The following is a 17,550-nucleotide window of genomic DNA, read 5'->3' as shown; positions in this document are numbered from 1 at the left end:
CTGACCGGCAATTACAGAACTCGATCGGTCGGGGCTTGATCCCCGGCCGCTTCGGGTGGACGATGGGTCGCGTGACCGCGAACAATCCCGGCGACAGACCGGAAAGGCGTGGACGGGCGTCGGCGCTAGGCTGACCCCTCACGGGGAGGAAACATGGCTCAAGCTCAGGAATTCGAGAAGGTTCTCTCGGGCAGCGACACCAGCGTTGCCGCGTTCGACGAACACAAATCCGCAGTCAGGCGCGTCCAGCACTTCCTGCATTCGACGCCGGCGGCGGTGCCGCTGATCGTGCTGGTCCTGTCGATCATCATCTTCGGCATCACCATTGGGGGGCGCTTCTTCTCGTCCTACACGCTGACGCTGATCCTGCAGCAGATCGCCATCGTCGGCATTCTGGGTGCTGCGCAGACACTGGTCATCCTGACCGCCGGCATCGACCTGTCGATCGGCGTCATCATGGTGATCTCAGCCGTGATCATGGGCAATTGCGCCGTCAGCTACGGCTTGCCGAGCGTGGTGGCCGTGGCGCTCGGGCTTGCCGCCGGTGCTGCCTGCGGGCTGCTCAACGGGTTGCTGGTCGCCTACATGAAGCTGCCGCCTTTCATCGTGACGCTGGGCACGTGGAACATCGTCATGGCCACGAACTTCATCTATTCGGCCAATGAAACGATCCGTGACACCGACGTCGACACCCAGGCGCCGCTGCTGCATCTTTTCGCCCTGAGCTTCAAGGTCGGTACCGCGGTGCTGACGCTCGGCGTCATCGCCATGGTCGCGCTGGTGCTGCTGCTTTGGTACGTCCTCAACCACACCGCCTGGGGCCGCCATGTCTACGCTGTCGGCGACGACCAGGAGGCGGCCAAGCTGTCGGGCATCCAGACCAAGAAGGTGCTGGTGACGGTCTACACCCTTGCCGGGCTGATCGCCGCTTTCGCCGCCTGGGTCTCCATCGGCCGCAACGGTTCGATCTCGCCGTCGGCGGCCGTCACCGACTACAATCTGCAGGCGATCACCGCGACGGTGATCGGCGGTATTTCCCTGTTCGGCGGGCGCGGCTCGATCCTGGGCACGCTGTTTGGCGCGATGATCGTCGGCGTCGTCTCCATGGGCCTCAACATGCTGGGCGCCGACCCGCAGTGGAAAGTGCTGCTCACCGGTGTGTTGATCATCGGCGCCGTGGCGGTCGACCAATGGATCAGAAAGGTTTCCGCATGACCCAGGACCCCATTCTCACCGCGCGTGGCCTGGTCAAGCGCTATGGCCGCGTCACCGCCCTCGACAATGCCGACTTCGACCTCTACCCGGGCGAAATCCTCGCCGTCATCGGCGACAACGGCGCCGGCAAGTCGTCGCTCATCAAGGCGATTTCAGGTGCAGTCGTGCCCGACGAAGGCGAAATCCAGCTTGAAGGCAAGACCGTTGCCTTCAAGTCGCCGATGGAGGCCCGCGAAGCCGGTATCGAGACCGTCTACCAGAACCTCGCTCTGTCGCCGGCACTGTCGATCGCCGACAACATGTTCCTCGGCCGCGAGATCCGCAAACCCGGCTTCCTTGGCCAATGGCTGCGCATGCTCGACCGTCCGGCGATGGAAAAGCGCGCTCGCGACAAGCTCACCGAACTCGGCCTGATGACCATCCAGAACATTGGCCAGGCGGTGGAAACGCTCTCGGGCGGCCAGCGCCAGGGTGTCGCGGTGGCGCGCGCCGCTGCCTTCGGCAGCCGCGTGGTGATCATGGACGAGCCGACGGCAGCCCTTGGCGTCAAGGAGAGCCGCCGTGTGCTCGAACTGATCCTCGACGTGAAGAAGCGCGGCCTGCCGATCGTGCTGATCTCGCACAACATGCCGCATGTCTTCGAGGTGGCCGACCGCGTCCATATTCATCGCCTCGGCCGTCGCCTCGCCGTCATCGATCCCAAGCAATATACGATGTCCGATGCCGTCGCCTTCATGACCGGCGCCAAGGCGCCTCCGGAGGCAGCACTGGCCGCCTGATTGTCAAATTGCCGCAGGGTAAGCCGGCGCACGTCCATCTAAATCGATTGAATATATGTTGCGATGCGGTAACATGGGCTGGGATGAATGGTGAAAGCCGGTATGATCGTTGCAACCGCACGAGAGGCAGCATGACGCGCGCAATGACATCCGAAACCCTTCCGCCACTGCTCGAAAATCCTGATCCGAAGACGCTCGCAAGGGAAGTCTTGGTGGCCCTCAAATACCGGGTCGGCAAGGACACCACCGTCGCGACCCAGTACGACTGGCTGACGGCCTCGATCAAGGTCGTGCGTGACCGCATCGTCGATCGCTGGATGCAGGCAACCAAAGAGGCCTATGACCAGCAGGAAAAGCGCGTCTACTACTTGTCGCTGGAGTTCCTCATCGGCCGCCTGATGCGCGACGCCTTCTCCAATCTTGGCCTGATGGCCAATATGCGCGAGGCGCTGTCGTCGCTCGGCGTCGACCTCGATCTCATCGCGGCGCTGGAACCCGACGCGGCGCTCGGCAATGGCGGCCTTGGCCGGCTTGCCGCCTGCTTCATGGAAAGCATGGCGACCGTCGACATTCCCGCGCATGGCTACGGCATCCGCTACGCCAATGGCATGTTCCGCCAGGAGATTCACGACGGCTGGCAGGTGGAACTGCCCGAGACGTGGCTCGATCACGGCAACCCCTGGGAGTTCGAACGGCGCGAACGCTCCTTCGAAGTCGGCTTCGGCGGTTCGGTGGAGTCCATCACGTCAAAGGACGGCCGGCTCGAGCGTCACGTCTGGAAGCCGACGGAACATGTCCTGGCTGTCGCCTACGACACGCCTGTCGTCGGCTGGCGGGGTAACCGCGTCAACACGCTGCGGCTGTGGTCGGGCATGCCGGTCGATCCGATCCTGCTCGACAAGTTCAATGCCGGCGACCATATCGGCGCGCTCGCCGAAAGCAACAAGGCGGACGCGTTGTCGCGCGTGCTTTACCCCGCAGATTCCCACGTGGCCGGGCAGGAGCTCAGGTTGCGGCAGGAGTATTTCTTTTCGACCGCTTCGCTGCAGGACATTTTGCAACGCCATCTCAGCCAGTATGGCGACCTGAAGTCGCTGCCCGACAAGGCGGCGATCCACTTGAACGATACCCATCCGGCGATTGCCGTGCCGGAGCTGATGCGGCTGTTGATGGATGTCCACGGCATGGACTTCGATCTCGCATGGGACATCACCAAACGCACCTTCGGCTACACCAACCACACGCTTCTTCCCGAAGCGCTGGAAAGCTGGCCGGTGCCGCTGTTCGAGCGGCTCTTGCCGCGCCATATGCAGATCGTCTACGCCATCAATGCGCAGGTGCTTCTGGAGGCTCGCGCCACCGACCAGTTCTCGGATGATCAGATCAGCCGCATTTCGCTGATCCAGGAAAATGGCGACCGCCGCGTGCGCATGGGCAATCTGGCCTTTGTCGGCTCGCATTCGATCAACGGTGTCTCGGCACTGCATACCGAGCTGATGAAGGAAACGGTGTTTGCCGACCTGCACAAGCTCTATCCCGATCGCATCAACAACAAGACCAACGGCATCACGCCGCGGCGCTGGCTGATCCAGTGCAACCCCGGCCTGACCTCTCTCGCCCGCGAGGCGATCGGTGACCGTTTTCTCGACGACATCGACGCCATCAAAGGGCTCGACGGCTTTGCCGATGACAGCGCGTTCCGGGAGAAGTTCGCGGGCGTCAAGCGCCAGAACAAGGCGCGGCTGGCCAATCTCGTCGCCGACCGGCTCGGCATCAAGGTCGACCCGTCGGCGCTGTTTGACATTCAGGTCAAGCGCATCCACGAATACAAGCGCCAGCTTCTGAACATTCTCGAGGCGATCGCGCTCTACGACCAGATCCGCTCGCATCCCGAGCGCGACTGGATGCCGCGCGTAAAATTCTTCGGCGGCAAGGCGGCGCCCAGCTACCACAACGCCAAGCTGATCATCAAACTCGCCAATGATGTCGCCAGGGTCATCAACCGTGACCCGGCGGTGCGCGGCTTGCTGAAGGTGGTGTTCGTGCCGAACTACAATGTCAGCCTGGCCGAAGTCATGATGCCGGCGGCCGACCTGTCCGAGCAGATCTCGACCGCGGGCATGGAAGCGTCGGGTACCGGCAACATGAAGTTCGCGCTCAACGGCGCGCTGACCATCGGCACGCTCGACGGCGCCAATGTCGAGATCAAGGAATGTGTCGGCGACGACAACATCTTCATCTTCGGCCTGACCACGGCCGAAGTCGCCGAGCGGCGCAACAATGGCTACAACCCGCGTGCCGTGATCGAGGGCTCGCCCGAACTGTCGCAGGCGGTCTCGGCCGTTTCCTCGGGCGTCTTTTCGCCTGATGACCCGGACCGTTACCGCGACCTCATCAACGGCCTCTACACCAGCGACTGGTTCATGGTCGCCGCCGATTTCGACGCCTACGCCGCCGCCCAGCGTGATGTCGACGCTGTCTGGCGCAACAGCCCGGACTGGTATGCCAGAGCAATCCGCAACGTCGCGCGCGTCGGCTGGTTCTCGTCCGATCGCACCATCCGCCAATACGCGAAAGAAATCTGGAACGTGCCTGCCTGATGTGATTGCATGAGGCCACGAACAATGTGGTCCCGGTGATTTGGGTTGAATGCCAACTCACATCACCAGAAATAGACACCTGGTGCCCTGGGAGGGACACTGCCTGATGAGGAAGCCACGCGTGACCGCTGCGACAAGCGGGCCGGACGGACTGGCGCCAGCCAGCGATGTTGCGGCGATTGTCGCCGGCACGCACGGAGATCCCTTCGCGGTCCTCGGTGTCCATGAGGTCGGCAAAGGCCTGTTTGCCCGTTGTTTCGTTCCGCATGCCGAGACCGTCACTGCCTATACGCTGACGGGCATCGAGGCCGGTGCGTTGTCTAGGCGAGACGATGCCGGCTTCTTCGAAGGCAAGCTGTCGATCAGGAAGCGGCAGCCGCTGCGCTATCACGCGCGTAATGCCGGCGGTGACTGGTGGCTGACCGATCCTTATTCGTTCGGCCCGGTGCTCGGGCCGATGGACGATTACTATATCGCCGAAGGGTCGCATCTCAGGCTGTTCGACAAGCTTGGCGCGCACGTCATCAAGCACGAAGGCGCCACCGGCGTGCATTTCGCCGTCTGGGCTCCCAACGCAAGACGCGTCTCGGTGGTCGGCGATTTCAACGACTGGGACGGCCGCCGCCACACGATGCGCGATCGCCGCGACACCGGCATATGGGAGGTGTTCATCCCCGACATAGGTGCCGGGCGACCCTACAAATACGAGATCATTGGACCCGATGGCGTCAGGCTGCCGCTGAAGGCCGATCCGTTTGCGTTCAAATCCGAACTGCGTCCCGCCACGGCTTCGGTTGTCGCCGTGCCGCCGGCGCATGAGTGGGGCGACGAGGCGCATCGCAACTACTGGCGCAATGCCGATCCCCGGCGCGAAGCCGTCTCGATCTACGAAGTCCACGCTGGGTCTTGGCAGCTTCACGACGACGGCACGTTCCTGTCATGGGACGAAATGGCCGACCGGCTGATCCCCTATGTGGTCGAGACCGGCTTCACCCACATCGAGTTCATGCCGATTTCCGAGCATCCCTATGACCCGTCCTGGGGCTATCAGACGACCGGCCTCTATGCGCCGTCGGCCCGTTTCGGCGATCCGGACGGCTTTGCCCGTTTCGTCGATGGCGCGCATCGCGCCGGCGTCGGCGTCATCCTCGACTGGGTGCCGGCGCACTTCCCGGTCGACGCGCACGGCCTGGCTCATTTCGACGGCACCGCACTCTATGAACATGCCGATCCGCGCAAGGGTTTTCACCCCGACTGGAACACCGCGATCTACAATTTCGGCCGCCGCGAGGTGGTGTCGTTCCTGGTCAACAATGCGCTGTTCTGGGCCGAGAAATACCATGTCGACGGTCTGCGCGTCGATGCGGTCGCCTCGATGCTCTACCTCGACTATTCGCGCAAGGCCGGCGAGTGGATCCCCAACGAGAAGGGCGGCCGCGAGAACCTCGAGGCGGTCTCTTTCCTGCAGAAGATGAACAAGGAGGTCTACGGCCACCATCCCGGCGTCATGACCATCGCCGAGGAATCGACCTCATGGCCGAAGGTTTCGGCGCCGGTGCATGAAGGCGGGCTGGGTTTCGGCTTCAAGTGGAACATGGGCTTCATGCATGACACGCTGGAGTATTTCTCCAAGGAGCCGATTTTCCGCAAGCACCACCACAACGACCTGACGTTCGGCCTGACCTACGCCTTCTCGGAGAATTTCGTGCTGCCGCTCTCGCATGACGAGGTCGTGCACGGCAAAGGCACGCTGCTGGGCAAGATGGCCGGCGACGACTGGCAGAAATTCGCGACCTTGCGCGCCTATTACGGCTTCATGTGGGGCTATCCCGGCAAGAAGCTCTTGTTCATGGGACAGGAATTCGCGCAGCGCCGCGAATGGAGCGAGGCGCGCGCGCTCGACTGGAACCTGCTCGATTTCCGCCCGCATCGCGGCGTCTGGCAGACCGTGCGCGATCTCAACTATCTCTACCGTTCGCGCCCGGCGCTGCACGGCCGCGACTGCGAACCGGAAGGGTTTTCCTGGCTGATCGTCGACGACAGCCAGAACTCGGTTTTCGCCTGGATGCGCAACGCGCCGGGCGGCAGCCCGGTGGCCGTCATCTCCAACTTCACGCCGGTGCCGCGCGACAATTATCGTGTGCCGCTGCCGAAGGCCGGCAAGTGGCGGGAGATCATCAACACCGACGCATCCGAATATGGCGGTTCCGGCATGGGCAATGGCGGCATAGTCGAGGCAAGGGCGGAAGGCAAGAACATCTCGGCAACGATGCTTCTGCCGCCGCTGTCGACAATCATGCTCGAACTCGTGACCGAGGCCGACTAACAGGGCGAGACTTGAGTAACTTGGGAGGGTAGAAATGGCAGACTTGAAACGGACCCAGCCGCTGGCGCGCGATGCCATGGCCTATGTACTGGCCGGCGGCCGTGGCAGCCGCCTCAAGGAACTGACCGACCGTCGCGCCAAGCCGGCGGTCTATTTCGGCGGCAAGACGCGCATCATCGATTTCGCGCTCTCCAATGCGCTCAATTCCGGCATTCGCCGCCTCGGCGTCGCCACGCAGTACAAGGCACATTCGCTGATCCGCCACCTGCAACGCGGCTGGAACTTCCTGCGGCCGGAACGAAACGAAAGCTTCGACATCCTGCCGGCCAGCCAGCGCGTCTCGGAAACGCAGTGGTATGAAGGCACGGCCGACGCCGTCTACCAGAACATCGATATCATCGAGGCCTATGGCCCGGAATATATGGTCATTCTGGCCGGCGACCACATCTACAAGATGGACTACGAGATGATGCTGCGTCAGCATGTCGACGCCAATGCCGACGTCACCGTCGGCTGCCTCGAAGTGCCGCGCATGGAGGCGACAGGCTTTGGCGTCATGCATGTCGATGCCAAGGACAACATCATCGCCTTCGTCGAAAAGCCCGCCGATCCGCCCGGCATTCCGGGCAATCCGGACTTCGCCTTGGCCTCGATGGGCATCTATGTCTTCAGGACCAAGTTCCTGATGGAGCAGTTGCGCCGCGACGCCGCCGAGCCGGGCTCAAGCCGCGATTTCGGCAAGGACATCATCCCCTATATCGTCCAGCACGGTAAGGCGATCGCGCACCGTTTCACCAAATCCTGCGTGCGCTCGACCGCCGAGAACGAAGCCTATTGGCGCGATGTCGGAACGGTCGACGCCTATTGGGAAGCCAATATCGACCTGACCGATATCACGCCGGAGCTTGACCTCTACGACCGCGACTGGCCGATCTGGACGTATGCCGAGTTGAAACCGCCGGCAAAATTCGTCCATGACGAGGATGGCCGGCGCGGCTCGGCCGTTTCCTCGCTGGTCTCGGGCGATTGCATCGTCTCGGGCGCTTCACTGAAGAAAAGTCTGATCTTCACCGGCGCGCGCATCAATTCCTATTCGACGCTGGAAGAGGTCGTCATGCTGCCCGACGTTCATGTCGGCCGGAACGCAAAGTTGAAGCGCGTCGTCATTGACCATGGTGTTAGGATACCGGAGGGGTTGGTCGTCGGCGAGGATCCCGCGCTAGACGCAAAGCGCTTCCGCGTTTCGGAGAAGGGCATCTGCCTGATCACACAGGATATGATCAACAAACTCGGGCTCTAGAGCAATTCCGCGAAAAGTGCGAAACGGTTTTCCGTCCGGGAATTGCCTGGAAACGAAGAATTGGACAGGATCGGGATAGACGCATGCAGGTTCTGTCGGTCACGCCCGAGATCTTCCCGCTGATCAAGACCGGCGGGCTTGCCGACGTGACCGGTGCGCTGCCCGTCGCGCTGGCGGCCAAGGGCGTGACCATGCGCACGCTCATTCCAGGCTTTCCCGTGGTGATGGATGCCTTCAAGAAAAAGAAGGCTGTTTACCAATACCCGCTGCTGCAGGGCGGCAAGGCTTCGATCCATGCTGTCCAGATCGCCGGGCTCGACCTTTTCGTGCTCGACGCGCCGCATCTCTTCGACCGCCCGGGCGGCCCCTACGGCAACGCTTCGGGCGCCGACTGGCCGGACAATTGGCGGCGTTTTGCGGCACTGAGCCAGGCCGGCGCCGATATCGCCGGCGGCGCCATCTCGGGCTACTTGCCCGACATCGTCCATGCCCATGACTGGCAGTCGGCGATGACGCTGGCCTATATGCGCTACGGCAAGGCGGTCGGCACGCCGTCGATGATGACCGTCCACAATCTCGCCTTCCAGGGCCAGTTCGGCGCCGGCATCTTCGGCGAACTCGGCCTGCCGGCGGTGGCGATGGCGCTTGACGGCGTCGAATATTATGGTGGCGTCGGCTTCCTCAAGGCCGGCCTGCAGGCGGCCTGGGCGATCACCACGGTCAGCCCGACCTATGCGCAGGAGATCCGTTCGCCGGAATTCGGCATGGGTCTCGACGGCCTGATCAACATGCGCTCCAGCGATCTCTATGGCATCGTCAATGGCATCGACACCGCCATCTGGGATCCGGAGACGGACAAGCATCTGGTGTCGAACTATACGGCCGCGACGCTCAAGGCCCGGACGCCGAACAGGGCGGCCGTGGAGGAGCGTTTCGGCCTCGACCGCGACGACAGACCGATCGTCTGCGTCATCAGCCGGCTGACCTGGCAGAAGGGCATGGACATATTGGCGACGGTGATCGACGGCCTCGTCGCGACCGGGGCGCGGCTGGCCATGCTGGGCTCGGGCGATGCCGGCCTCGAAGGCGCGCTGCTTGCCGCCGCCGCACGCCACCGTGGCCGCATCGGCGTGGTCATCGGCTATGACGAAGGGCTGTCGCACACCATGCAGGGCGGCTGCGATGCCATCATCATCCCGTCGCGGTTCGAACCTTGCGGACTGACGCAACTCTACGGCCTGCGCTACGGCTGCGTGCCGGTGGTCGCCCGCACCGGCGGCCTTGCCGACACCATCATCGACGCCAACGAAGCGGCTATGGCCGCAGGCGTGGCGACAGGGTTCCAGTTTGCTCCCAACAATGGCAGCGCGATGCTGCACGCCATACGCCGCCTGGTCGATGCCTACGCCGACCCCGCGGCCTTCGAGACCATCCAGCGCCAAGGCATGAAGGCCGATGTGTCATGGGACAAGAGCGCGGAAAAATATCTTGAACTCTATCGCCTGCTGCTTTCGAAAAGGGTTGCCTGAAGCATGATACGGACCGTCCCCACCAAGCCCTATTCAGACCAGAAGCCCGGCACGTCGGGCCTGCGCAAGAAGGTGCCCGTGTTCCAGCAGGAGCACTATGCCGAGAACTTCATCCAGTCGATCTTCGACGCGCTGGACGGCTTCAAGGGCAAGACGCTGGTGATCGGTGGCGACGGCCGTTTCTACAACCGCGAGGTCATCCAGAAGGCCATCGCCATGGCGGCCGCCAACGGGTTCGGCAAGGTCATGGTCGGGCAGGGCGGTATATTGTCGACGCCGGCCGCCTCGCATGTCATCCGCAAGTACAAGACCTTCGGCGGCATCATCCTGTCGGCCAGCCACAATCCCGGCGGCCCGCATGAGGATTTCGGCATCAAGTACAATGCCGGCAATGGCGGCCCGGCGCCGGAAAAGCTGACCGACGCGATCTTTGCCAAGACCAAGGCGATTTCGAGCTTCAAGACATCGGACATCGATCCCATCGACATCGACACGATCGGCACCGTCAAGGCAGCCGGCATGACGGTCGAGATCATCGATCCGGTCGCCGATTATGCCGAGCTGATGGAAAGCCTGTTCGATTTCGACGCGCTGCGCAGACTGTTCAAATCGGGCTTCCGCATGCGCTTTGACGCCATGCATGCGGTGACCGGTCCCTATGCCAAGGAAATCCTCGAGAACCGGCTTGGCGCGCCCAGCGGCACCTGCCGCAACTTCAAGCCGCTGCCGGATTTCGGCGGCCATCATCCGGATCCGAACCTGGTGCACGCCAAGCATCTCTATGACGAGATGATGGGGCCGGACGCGCCGGATTTTGGTGCCGCTTCCGACGGCGACGGCGACCGCAATCTGATCATCGGCAAGGGCATTTTCGTCACCCCGTCGGATTCGGTGGCGATGCTTGCCGCCAATGCCCGTCTGGCGCCCGGCTACAAGGACGGGCTGAAGGGCATCGCCCGTTCGATGCCGACCAGTGGCGCCGCCGACCGCGTCGCCGAAAAACTCGGCATCGGCATCTATGAGACGCCGACCGGCTGGAAGTTTTTCGGCAATCTGCTCGATGCCGGCATGGCGACGATCTGCGGCGAGGAGAGCGCCGGCACCGGCTCCAACCATGTCCGCGAAAAGGACGGCCTGTGGGCGGTGCTGCTCTGGCTCAATATCCTTGCCGCGCGCGGCGAGAGCTGCAAGCAGGTCGTCACCGAGCACTGGGCGGCCTATGGGCGCAACTACTATTCGCGCCACGACTATGAGGAGGTCGAGAGCGACCGCGCCAACGCTCTGGTCGACGAACTCAGGGCCAAGCTCGGCTCGCTGCCCGGCACCAGCGTGCGCGGCCTGAAGATCGCCAAGGCCGACGATTTCGCCTATCACGACCCGGTCGACGGTTCGACCAGCGAGCACCAGGGCATCAGGATCCTGTTCGAAGGCGGCTCGCGCGTCGTCTTCCGGCTTTCCGGCACTGGCACGTCCGGCGCGACACTGCGCGTCTACATCGAGCGCTACGAGCCGGACAAGGCCAGGCACGACCTCGACACGCAGGCAGCCCTTGCCGACCTCATCGCGGCCGCCGACGACATTGCCGGGATCAAGAGCCACACCGGCCGCAACAAGCCGAGCGTGATTACTTGAGGGTGGCGGTGCGCGCTCTTCCTTCTCCCCCTGTGGGAGAAGGTGGATCGGCGCGCAGCGCCGAGACGGATGAGGGGTGCGTGACGGATCGCCGTCTTTCCCAAGCTGGAGCACCCCTCATCCGTCGCCTTCGGCGACACCTTCTCCCACAAGGGGAGAAGGGGGAGCCTGCATGACCCAGCTCGGCGCAGCCGTCACCCGCGAAGGCATCCGCTTTGCCGCCTGGTCCTCGTCGGCCCGTCGCCTCTGGGTCTCGATCTTCGACGGGCAGGGAAACCGCGAACTCGACCGACTGGAGCTGCAGCCGGAAGGCGCGGGGGTGCATGCGCTCGTCGTTCCCGGCCTTGCCGCGGGCACGCGGTATGGCTTTCGCGCCGATGGCGACTATGCGCCCGAGCGCGGGTTGTGGTTCGACCCGGACAAGCTGCTCACCGATCCCTACGCCGTCGAAATCGACCGACCCTATGCCTATCACTGGCGGCTCGCCGCGCGGCGCAACGAGGGCGCCGACACCGCGCCGCTGATGCCCAAGACCGTGGCGAAAGCACTGCCCAAGGCGATGCCAGTGCTGCCGCCGCTGTTCCGCCCAGGCGGCCTGATCTACGAGGTGCCGGTGCGCGCCTTCACCAAGCTGCATCCCGACATTCCGCAAGCGCAGCGCGGTACGATCGCGGCACTTGCTCATCCTGTCGTCATCGAGCATCTGCAAAGGCTCGGCGTGTCGGCCGTCGAACTGATGCCGGTGACGGCGTCGATCGACGAGCGGCACCTGCCGCCGCTGGGCCTGAGCAACGCCTGGGGCTACAATCCCGTTACCTTCATGGCGCTCGACCCGCGTCTCGCGCCCGGCGGCCTCAAGGAATTGCGCGACACCGTGGCGGCGCTGCGCAAGGCCGGCATCGGCACGATCCTCGACCTCGTCTTCAACCACACGGGCGAAAGCGACCGGCTGGGGCCGACGCTGTCGCTGCGCGGCCTCGACAACCAGGCCTACTATCGGCACCAACCGGATGGCAGGCTGGTCAATGACACCGGCACCGGCAACACCGTCGCCTGCGATCATCCGGCGGTGCGGGACATGGTGCTCGACACGCTCCGGCATTTTGTCTGCAATGCCGGCGTCGACGGCTTCCGCTTCGACCTGGCGCCGGTGCTGGGCCGCGTCGACGGCGTGTTCGATCCCGCGGCGCCCTTGCTCGCGGCGATCGCCGGCGATCCCATGCTGGCCGATCGCGTGTTGGTCGCCGAACCCTGGGATATCGGTCCTGACGGCTACCAGCTCGGCAACTTCCCGCCGCGCTTCCTCGAATGGAACGATCGCTATCGCGACGATGCCAGGCGCTTCTGGCGTGGCGATGCCGGCGCGGTAGGAGCGCTGGCGACGCGGCTTGCCGGTTCGTCCGATGTTTTTGGCAAGGCCGGCCAGCCGGCCAGCCGCACGGTCAATTTCATCGCCGCCCATGACGGCATGACGCTGGCCGATCTCGTCGCCTATGAGCGCAAGCACAACCAGGCCAATGGCGAGCAGAACCGCGACGGCCACAACGACAATCTGTCCTGGAACAATGGCGCCGAGGGCGAGACGGACAGCGCCGCGATCACCAAGGCGCGCTTCGACGACCAGTGCGCGCTGCTCGCGACGCTGTTTGCCTCGCGCGGCACCATCATGCTGACAGCGGGCGACGAGTTCGGCCGCTCGCAGAAGGGCAACAACAACGCCTATGCGCAGGACAATGCCATCACCTGGCTCGACTGGGCCGGCCGCGACCAGGCGCTGGAGCGCCACGCATCGGCGCTCGGCATCCTTCGCCGTACCGTCCCCGCTCTGTCGGACACGCATTTCCTGACGGGACAACCGGCCGATGCTTCCGGCATCCCCGATGTCGCCTGGCTGACCGAGACCGGCATGCCGCTTGCCGAGGCGGACTGGAACGACCCCGCCCGGCACCGCCTCGTCATGCTGTTGGGTGACGCAGGCGGCCGCCTTGCTATCATGATCAACGGCGATCGTCGGCAATGCGTCTTCACCTTGCCCGCGCGGGACGGCTTCCAATGGCAGCCGGCGATCGAGACGCAGGCGATCGACCTTGCACGGCCGCTGCCGGGCCGAAGCGTCCATTTCATGCTTGAGCGCGGGACTGCAAAGAGCCGCACCAGAAAGAGGTCGTGATGGCCCACAACAATGCCGACCCTTGGGCGGGGCAGGGGGCCGAATGGTGGCGCGGCTGCGTCATCTATCAAGTCTATCCGCGTTCCTTCCAGGACACGACCGGCAACGGCAGCGGCGATCTCAGGGGTATCACCACGCGGCTTGCCCACATCGCCTCGCTCGGCGTCGATGCCGTCTGGCTGTCGCCCTTCTTCAAGTCGCCGATGGCTGACATGGGCTACGACGTTTCGGACTATCGCGACGTCGATCCGATGTTCGGTTCGCTGGAGGATTTCGACGCTCTGGTCGCCGAGGCGCACCGGCTGGGCCTGAAAATCGTCATCGACCAGGTGCTGTCCCACTCATCCGACAAACACGAATGGTTCATCGAAAGCCGCGCCAGCCGCGACAACCCCAAGGCCGACTGGTACGTCTGGGCCGATACGAGACCCGACGGCAATGCCCCCAACAACTGGCTGTCCGTATTTGGCGGCCCGGCCTGGGAGTGGGATTCGACCCGCCGGCAATATTACATGCACAATTTCCTTGCCTCGCAGCCCGATCTGAATTTCCACAATCCGGAGGTCCAGGACGCGCTGCTGGACACGGTGCGCTTCTGGCTCGAGCGTGGCGTCGACGGTTTCCGGCTCGATACGGTCAACTATTATGTCCATGACCGCTGGCTGCGCAGCAATCCGCCTCTGGCGTCGAGCGTCGCGGGCACCAATGGCGAGACCAACACCTACCTTTACCAGGAGCATTTGTTCGACAAGACGCAGCCGGAGAACCTGGCTTTCCTCAGGCGTTTCCGCGCGCTGCTCGACGAATATCCAGACCGCGCCGCCGTCGGCGAAATCGGCGATGAGGGCCGCTCGCTGCAGACGCTGGCAGCCTACACCTCCGGCGGCGACAAGCTGCAGATGTCCTACACCTTCGACCTGCTCGGTCCGCAATTTTCGGCGGCGCACGTGCGCGGCTGTGTCGAGGCCTTCGAACATGCGGTTGCCGACGGCTGGGTCTGCTGGGCGTTTTCCAATCATGACGTGGTGCGCCATGTCAGTCGCTGGACAGGGCCGGATGGCGATGCCGATGCGGTGGCCAGATTCGCGATCATGCTGCTCGCCTGCCTGCGCGGTTCGATCTGCCTCTACCAGGGCGAGGAACTCGGCCTGGAGGAGGCGGAGCTTGCCTATGAGGATCTGCGCGATCCCGTCGGTATCCGTTTCTGGCCCGGTGTGAAGGGCAGGGATGGCTGTCGCACGCCGATGGTCTGGGAAGCCGGCGCCGACAATGCGGGTTTCTCGACAGGAAAACCCTGGCTGCCGGTCCCAGCCAGCCATCGCGCCCGCGCCGCCGATGTGCAGAACGGCAACGAGCAATCGGTGCTGTCCGCCTACCGCTCCACGCTTGCCTTGCGCAGGCAGCATCCGGCGCTGGTCAGCGGTTCGATCCGCTTTCTCGACGCCGAAGGCGACGTGCTGGCCTTCATCCGGGAAGGCGGCGGGCAGAGACTGCTCTGCGTCTTCAATTTCGCTGGAGAGCCGGCGAATTGGCCCTTGCCACCGGATATTGGCGCTGTCGCTGCTGTCCTGGCTGGCACCGCTGCAGGCGAGGAGGAAGCGCTTTCGCTGCCGGCTCTCGGTTGCTTCCTTGGCCGGCTCGACTGACTGGCCGCTCGACCGCGCCTTGGCCAGGCGACCCGCTTGGCCACGAAAACCTTACTGAACGAGCACCGCCCGACCGCAGGTCGCGCCGGTGACGCGCACGTCGGCTTGGCCGACGCCGACTCCCAGCGCTGACAGCACATTGTAGAGCAAGTCGTCGACGGGCGCCGTTACGGTGTTGAGCAGGGTCACCACTGCCGGTTTGACCGTTCCGAGCAGGGAGCTGAGATCAATACCGAGACCAAGCACATTGGCCGAAAGCGACAGGTTGTTGACCAGCGACGTGGTGAGCGACTGCGAGATGTTGCGCGTCGAAACGGTTTTCACCGTCTTGTTGGCGATGTCGGTTGCGTTGAAGGTCAAGGTCTGTGGGCTGTTGTTGGTGATCGCGGTCGCGGCCGATCCCATCACCTGGATCAGCGGGATGTTGATCAGCAGCAGATGGAGGCTCACATCCGCGATGTCGGCATCGGTGAAGGTCTGCGGCTGGCTGAAATCGGCGAAGCCGGAGGGATTGTTGCTGTTGGCGAGGTTCAGTTGGGCAACGCCCGGATGCGCCGCGATCGAAACGCTAATGCTGGAAGGCCCTGCCGGACAGGTGATGTCGGTCAGCTTGGCTTCGGCGTAGGCGACTTCGACATTGAGCGGCAGGTTGACGGCGAGCAGGCTGATGCCGCCGCCGAGGCCGGGCGTGCCGACACCGACGGAGGCCGTCAGTTTGATGCGCGTCTGGGCGGTGCGCACGACAGTGCCGATGCCGTCGACCGCGAGCCACGGCGAGGATTGCGGCGGCTGCCCGATGGCGATGTTGAGCTTGGTCGAGAGCAGTCCCGGGATGGTGGCGCCGAGATCGACCGCGGCCTGGTTGGTGCCGTTGGCGAGCACAGCGGCGGCGGTCAGCATTCCCATGGCGCTTGCATCGACGCCGAAGCCGGACGGCTGTTGCCCGAGGCCCAGGCTGCCGACGGAGCCGAGATCGACAAGGCTGGAGAGCGGGATCTTGACCGTGCTGGTCGACTTGGAGGCGATGGTCTGCAGGGCAACCTTGGCCGTGTTGCCAAGGCCAGGGACGTTGGCCATGGCGGTGGCGATCTGGCCGACAGTCGCTTTCGAGGCCAGTACGTCCGAATAGGTGCCGGCGGTGATGTTCAATTGTGTGGCGAGCGCACTGATGAACGACAGGACGCTGACATCGGCCGAGATCAGCCCGTTATAGTCCATGACACTGAGCGAGATGTTGCCGCCGAGGAGCCCGCTCAGCAAAGCATTGAGGATCCCGCCATTGACGCTGAGCAGTCTCGACCCCACCGAGAATGCCGCCTGCGGCGTCATGCTGGCCGTGGCCTGGGTGCCGATGACCGGAGTGGGGATCAGCGAGCTCGCGAAATAGCGGGCGGGCACTTTCGCCAGCGTGACACGCACCGCATTGTAGGGTGTCACGCCCGCCTGGAAGCGCTGGGTGACATTGGTGGTCGTCGAGGCGTATCGGCCTTGCGTGACCGTCACCACCGTCTTGCCGACGGCCGGGGCAATGGTCTGGCCAGAGGCTTGAACGACGACACCCGGCATGCCGTTGTCGGTGAGCGTGGTGACGACCGCGGTGTTGACATTGTTGATGTTCGACGCGGCGGTGATCGCCGCCAGATCGACCATCGCCTGGGCCTGCCGGCGCTCGGAGTAGATGGAGGCTTCATCGATGGCCACAGCCGCCAGAGCCAGCGCGACCGGCGCGCTCAGCGCGGTCATCACTGCGAAGTTCGCCCTCCTGTCCCCCATCATCGACCGTGCAAGCCGGCCGATGCCTTTGCCGGCACGCTGCAGCATTCAGATACCCCCAACCCTGATCGTTGACTGACGCTTGATGGTGGTCCCCGGCAAGGCTATGCCCGGGAAGAGATTCCAGATCGGCAGGTTGCGCGCATCGTACGAAATCAACACCACGAACTGGCTGCCGTCGGCCACGCTGTCATTGGCCTGGTAGGTCAGTTTGCTGGCGTCCACGAAGGGGTATCCACCGGCATTGTTGGCGAGGAAGGCGGCCACGAGCGTCTGCCGCTCGGTCTGGTTCAGCCCGGCTATAGCCGTCCGGGCGGCATCCGCCGCGATCTGCTGGATCGAGTTGGCGGCACCAAAATAAATACCGTACGCAACCATTCCGAGCAGAAGAAGGATAAAAATCGGCGACAGCAGGGCGAACTCGACCGCCGACGTCCCCGAATTGTCTGTTCGGAACGCGCGTCTTCGGAGCATGGAAATGAGCTTCTGAACCATGATACCAACATGCCAAAGTTCGCATGCAGAAAGCGAAAACTCTCGGTGCAACCTGCAGATGCGTGCGATTGAAAAGGTCGCTCTA

11 protein-coding genes are annotated in these 17,550 nt (G+C 63.7%); 9 read left to right on the top strand and 2 right to left on the bottom strand.

Translation table 11 applies throughout. The annotated features are described in order from the left end of the window. Positions 1 to 153: 153 nt before the first annotated feature. The 9 genes from D3242_RS00420 (at position 154) to bglA (ending at position 15,197) form a co-directional block, all read left to right on the top strand. Positions 154 to 1,215: an ABC transporter permease gene (locus tag D3242_RS00420; protein ID WP_019857056.1), complete on the top strand. Its 1,062-nt coding sequence runs from the start codon at positions 154 to 156 to the stop codon at positions 1,213 to 1,215. Continuing rightward, positions 1,212 to 1,994, top strand: a complete 783-nt coding sequence (locus D3242_RS00415; protein ID WP_019857057.1) for an ATP-binding cassette domain-containing protein — start codon at positions 1,212 to 1,214, stop codon at positions 1,992 to 1,994. The genes D3242_RS00420 and D3242_RS00415 overlap by 4 nt, the downstream gene beginning before the upstream one ends. 131 nt (positions 1,995 to 2,125) lie before the next feature. Then, a complete protein-coding gene (locus D3242_RS00410; RefSeq protein ID WP_027046634.1) occupies positions 2,126 to 4,594 on the top strand; it encodes a glycogen/starch/alpha-glucan phosphorylase in 2,469 nt (822 codons plus the stop codon). Positions 4,595 to 4,700: 106 nt separating this feature from the next. Beyond that, a complete protein-coding gene (glgB, locus tag D3242_RS00405; RefSeq protein WP_064982977.1) occupies positions 4,701 to 6,920 on the top strand; it encodes a 1,4-alpha-glucan branching protein GlgB in 2,220 nt (739 codons plus the stop codon). Between the two features lie 34 nt (positions 6,921 to 6,954). Then, positions 6,955 to 8,220, top strand: coding sequence for a glucose-1-phosphate adenylyltransferase (glgC, locus tag D3242_RS00400; protein WP_019857060.1), 1,266 nt, complete (start codon positions 6,955 to 6,957; stop codon positions 8,218 to 8,220). A gap of 83 nt (positions 8,221 to 8,303) precedes the next feature. Then, positions 8,304 to 9,749 (top strand): glycogen synthase GlgA, encoded by a 1,446-nt coding sequence (glgA, locus tag D3242_RS00395; RefSeq protein WP_064982975.1) that lies wholly within the window; start codon positions 8,304 to 8,306, stop codon positions 9,747 to 9,749. Positions 9,750 to 9,752: 3 nt separating this feature from the next. Then, positions 9,753 to 11,381 (top strand): alpha-D-glucose phosphate-specific phosphoglucomutase, encoded by a 1,629-nt coding sequence (locus D3242_RS00390; protein ID WP_064982974.1) that lies wholly within the window; start codon positions 9,753 to 9,755, stop codon positions 11,379 to 11,381. 172 nt (positions 11,382 to 11,553) lie between these two features. Then, positions 11,554 to 13,551, top strand: coding sequence for a glycogen debranching protein GlgX (gene glgX, locus D3242_RS00385; protein WP_064982972.1), 1,998 nt, complete (start codon positions 11,554 to 11,556; stop codon positions 13,549 to 13,551). After that, complete coding sequence (bglA, locus tag D3242_RS00380) at positions 13,551 to 15,197, top strand: beta-galactosidase BglA (RefSeq protein ID WP_064982970.1); 1,647 nt, start codon at positions 13,551 to 13,553, stop codon at positions 15,195 to 15,197. Before glgX ends, bglA begins: the two co-directional genes overlap by 1 nt. A 51-nt stretch (positions 15,198 to 15,248) precedes the next feature. Here the strand turns inward: bglA and D3242_RS00375 are convergent, their stop codons facing one another. Beyond that, a complete protein-coding gene (locus D3242_RS00375; protein ID WP_019857066.1) occupies positions 15,249 to 17,018 on the bottom strand; it encodes a Tad domain-containing protein in 1,770 nt (589 codons plus the stop codon). Beyond that, positions 17,019 to 17,465 carry a TadE/TadG family type IV pilus assembly protein gene (locus D3242_RS00370; RefSeq protein ID WP_019857067.1) on the bottom strand — a complete coding sequence of 149 codons (447 nt, stop codon included), beginning with the start codon at positions 17,463 to 17,465 and terminating at the stop codon, positions 17,019 to 17,021. It abuts the gene before it with no gap. Between the last annotated feature and the right edge of the window lie 85 nt (positions 17,466 to 17,550).

The organism is Mesorhizobium jarvisii, from assembly GCF_003601985.1.
In the GTDB taxonomy this organism is placed as follows: Bacteria; Pseudomonadota; Alphaproteobacteria; order Rhizobiales; family Rhizobiaceae; genus Mesorhizobium; species Mesorhizobium jarvisii.
Note: the sequence above shows the minus strand (reverse complement) of the source record. Positions and strands in the feature narration are given on the sequence as shown.

Coding starts and splice junctions, on each gene's coding strand:
- D3242_RS00420 (WP_019857056.1), top strand. CDS start 154: ATGGCTCAAGCTCAGGAATTCGAGAAGGTTCTCTCGGGCAGCGACACC.
- D3242_RS00415 (WP_019857057.1), top strand. CDS start 1,212: ATGACCCAGGACCCCATTCTCACCGCGCGTGGCCTGGTCAAGCGCTAT.
- D3242_RS00410 (WP_027046634.1), top strand. CDS start 2,126: ATGACGCGCGCAATGACATCCGAAACCCTTCCGCCACTGCTCGAAAAT.
- glgB (WP_064982977.1), top strand. CDS start 4,701: ATGAGGAAGCCACGCGTGACCGCTGCGACAAGCGGGCCGGACGGACTG.
- glgC (WP_019857060.1), top strand. CDS start 6,955: ATGGCAGACTTGAAACGGACCCAGCCGCTGGCGCGCGATGCCATGGCC.
- glgA (WP_064982975.1), top strand. CDS start 8,304: ATGCAGGTTCTGTCGGTCACGCCCGAGATCTTCCCGCTGATCAAGACC.
- D3242_RS00390 (WP_064982974.1), top strand. CDS start 9,753: ATGATACGGACCGTCCCCACCAAGCCCTATTCAGACCAGAAGCCCGGC.
- glgX (WP_064982972.1), top strand. CDS start 11,554: ATGACCCAGCTCGGCGCAGCCGTCACCCGCGAAGGCATCCGCTTTGCC.
- bglA (WP_064982970.1), top strand. CDS start 13,551: ATGGCCCACAACAATGCCGACCCTTGGGCGGGGCAGGGGGCCGAATGG.
- D3242_RS00375 (WP_019857066.1), bottom strand. CDS start 17,018: ATGCTGCAGCGTGCCGGCAAAGGCATCGGCCGGCTTGCACGGTCGATG.
- D3242_RS00370 (WP_019857067.1), bottom strand. CDS start 17,465: ATGGTTCAGAAGCTCATTTCCATGCTCCGAAGACGCGCGTTCCGAACA.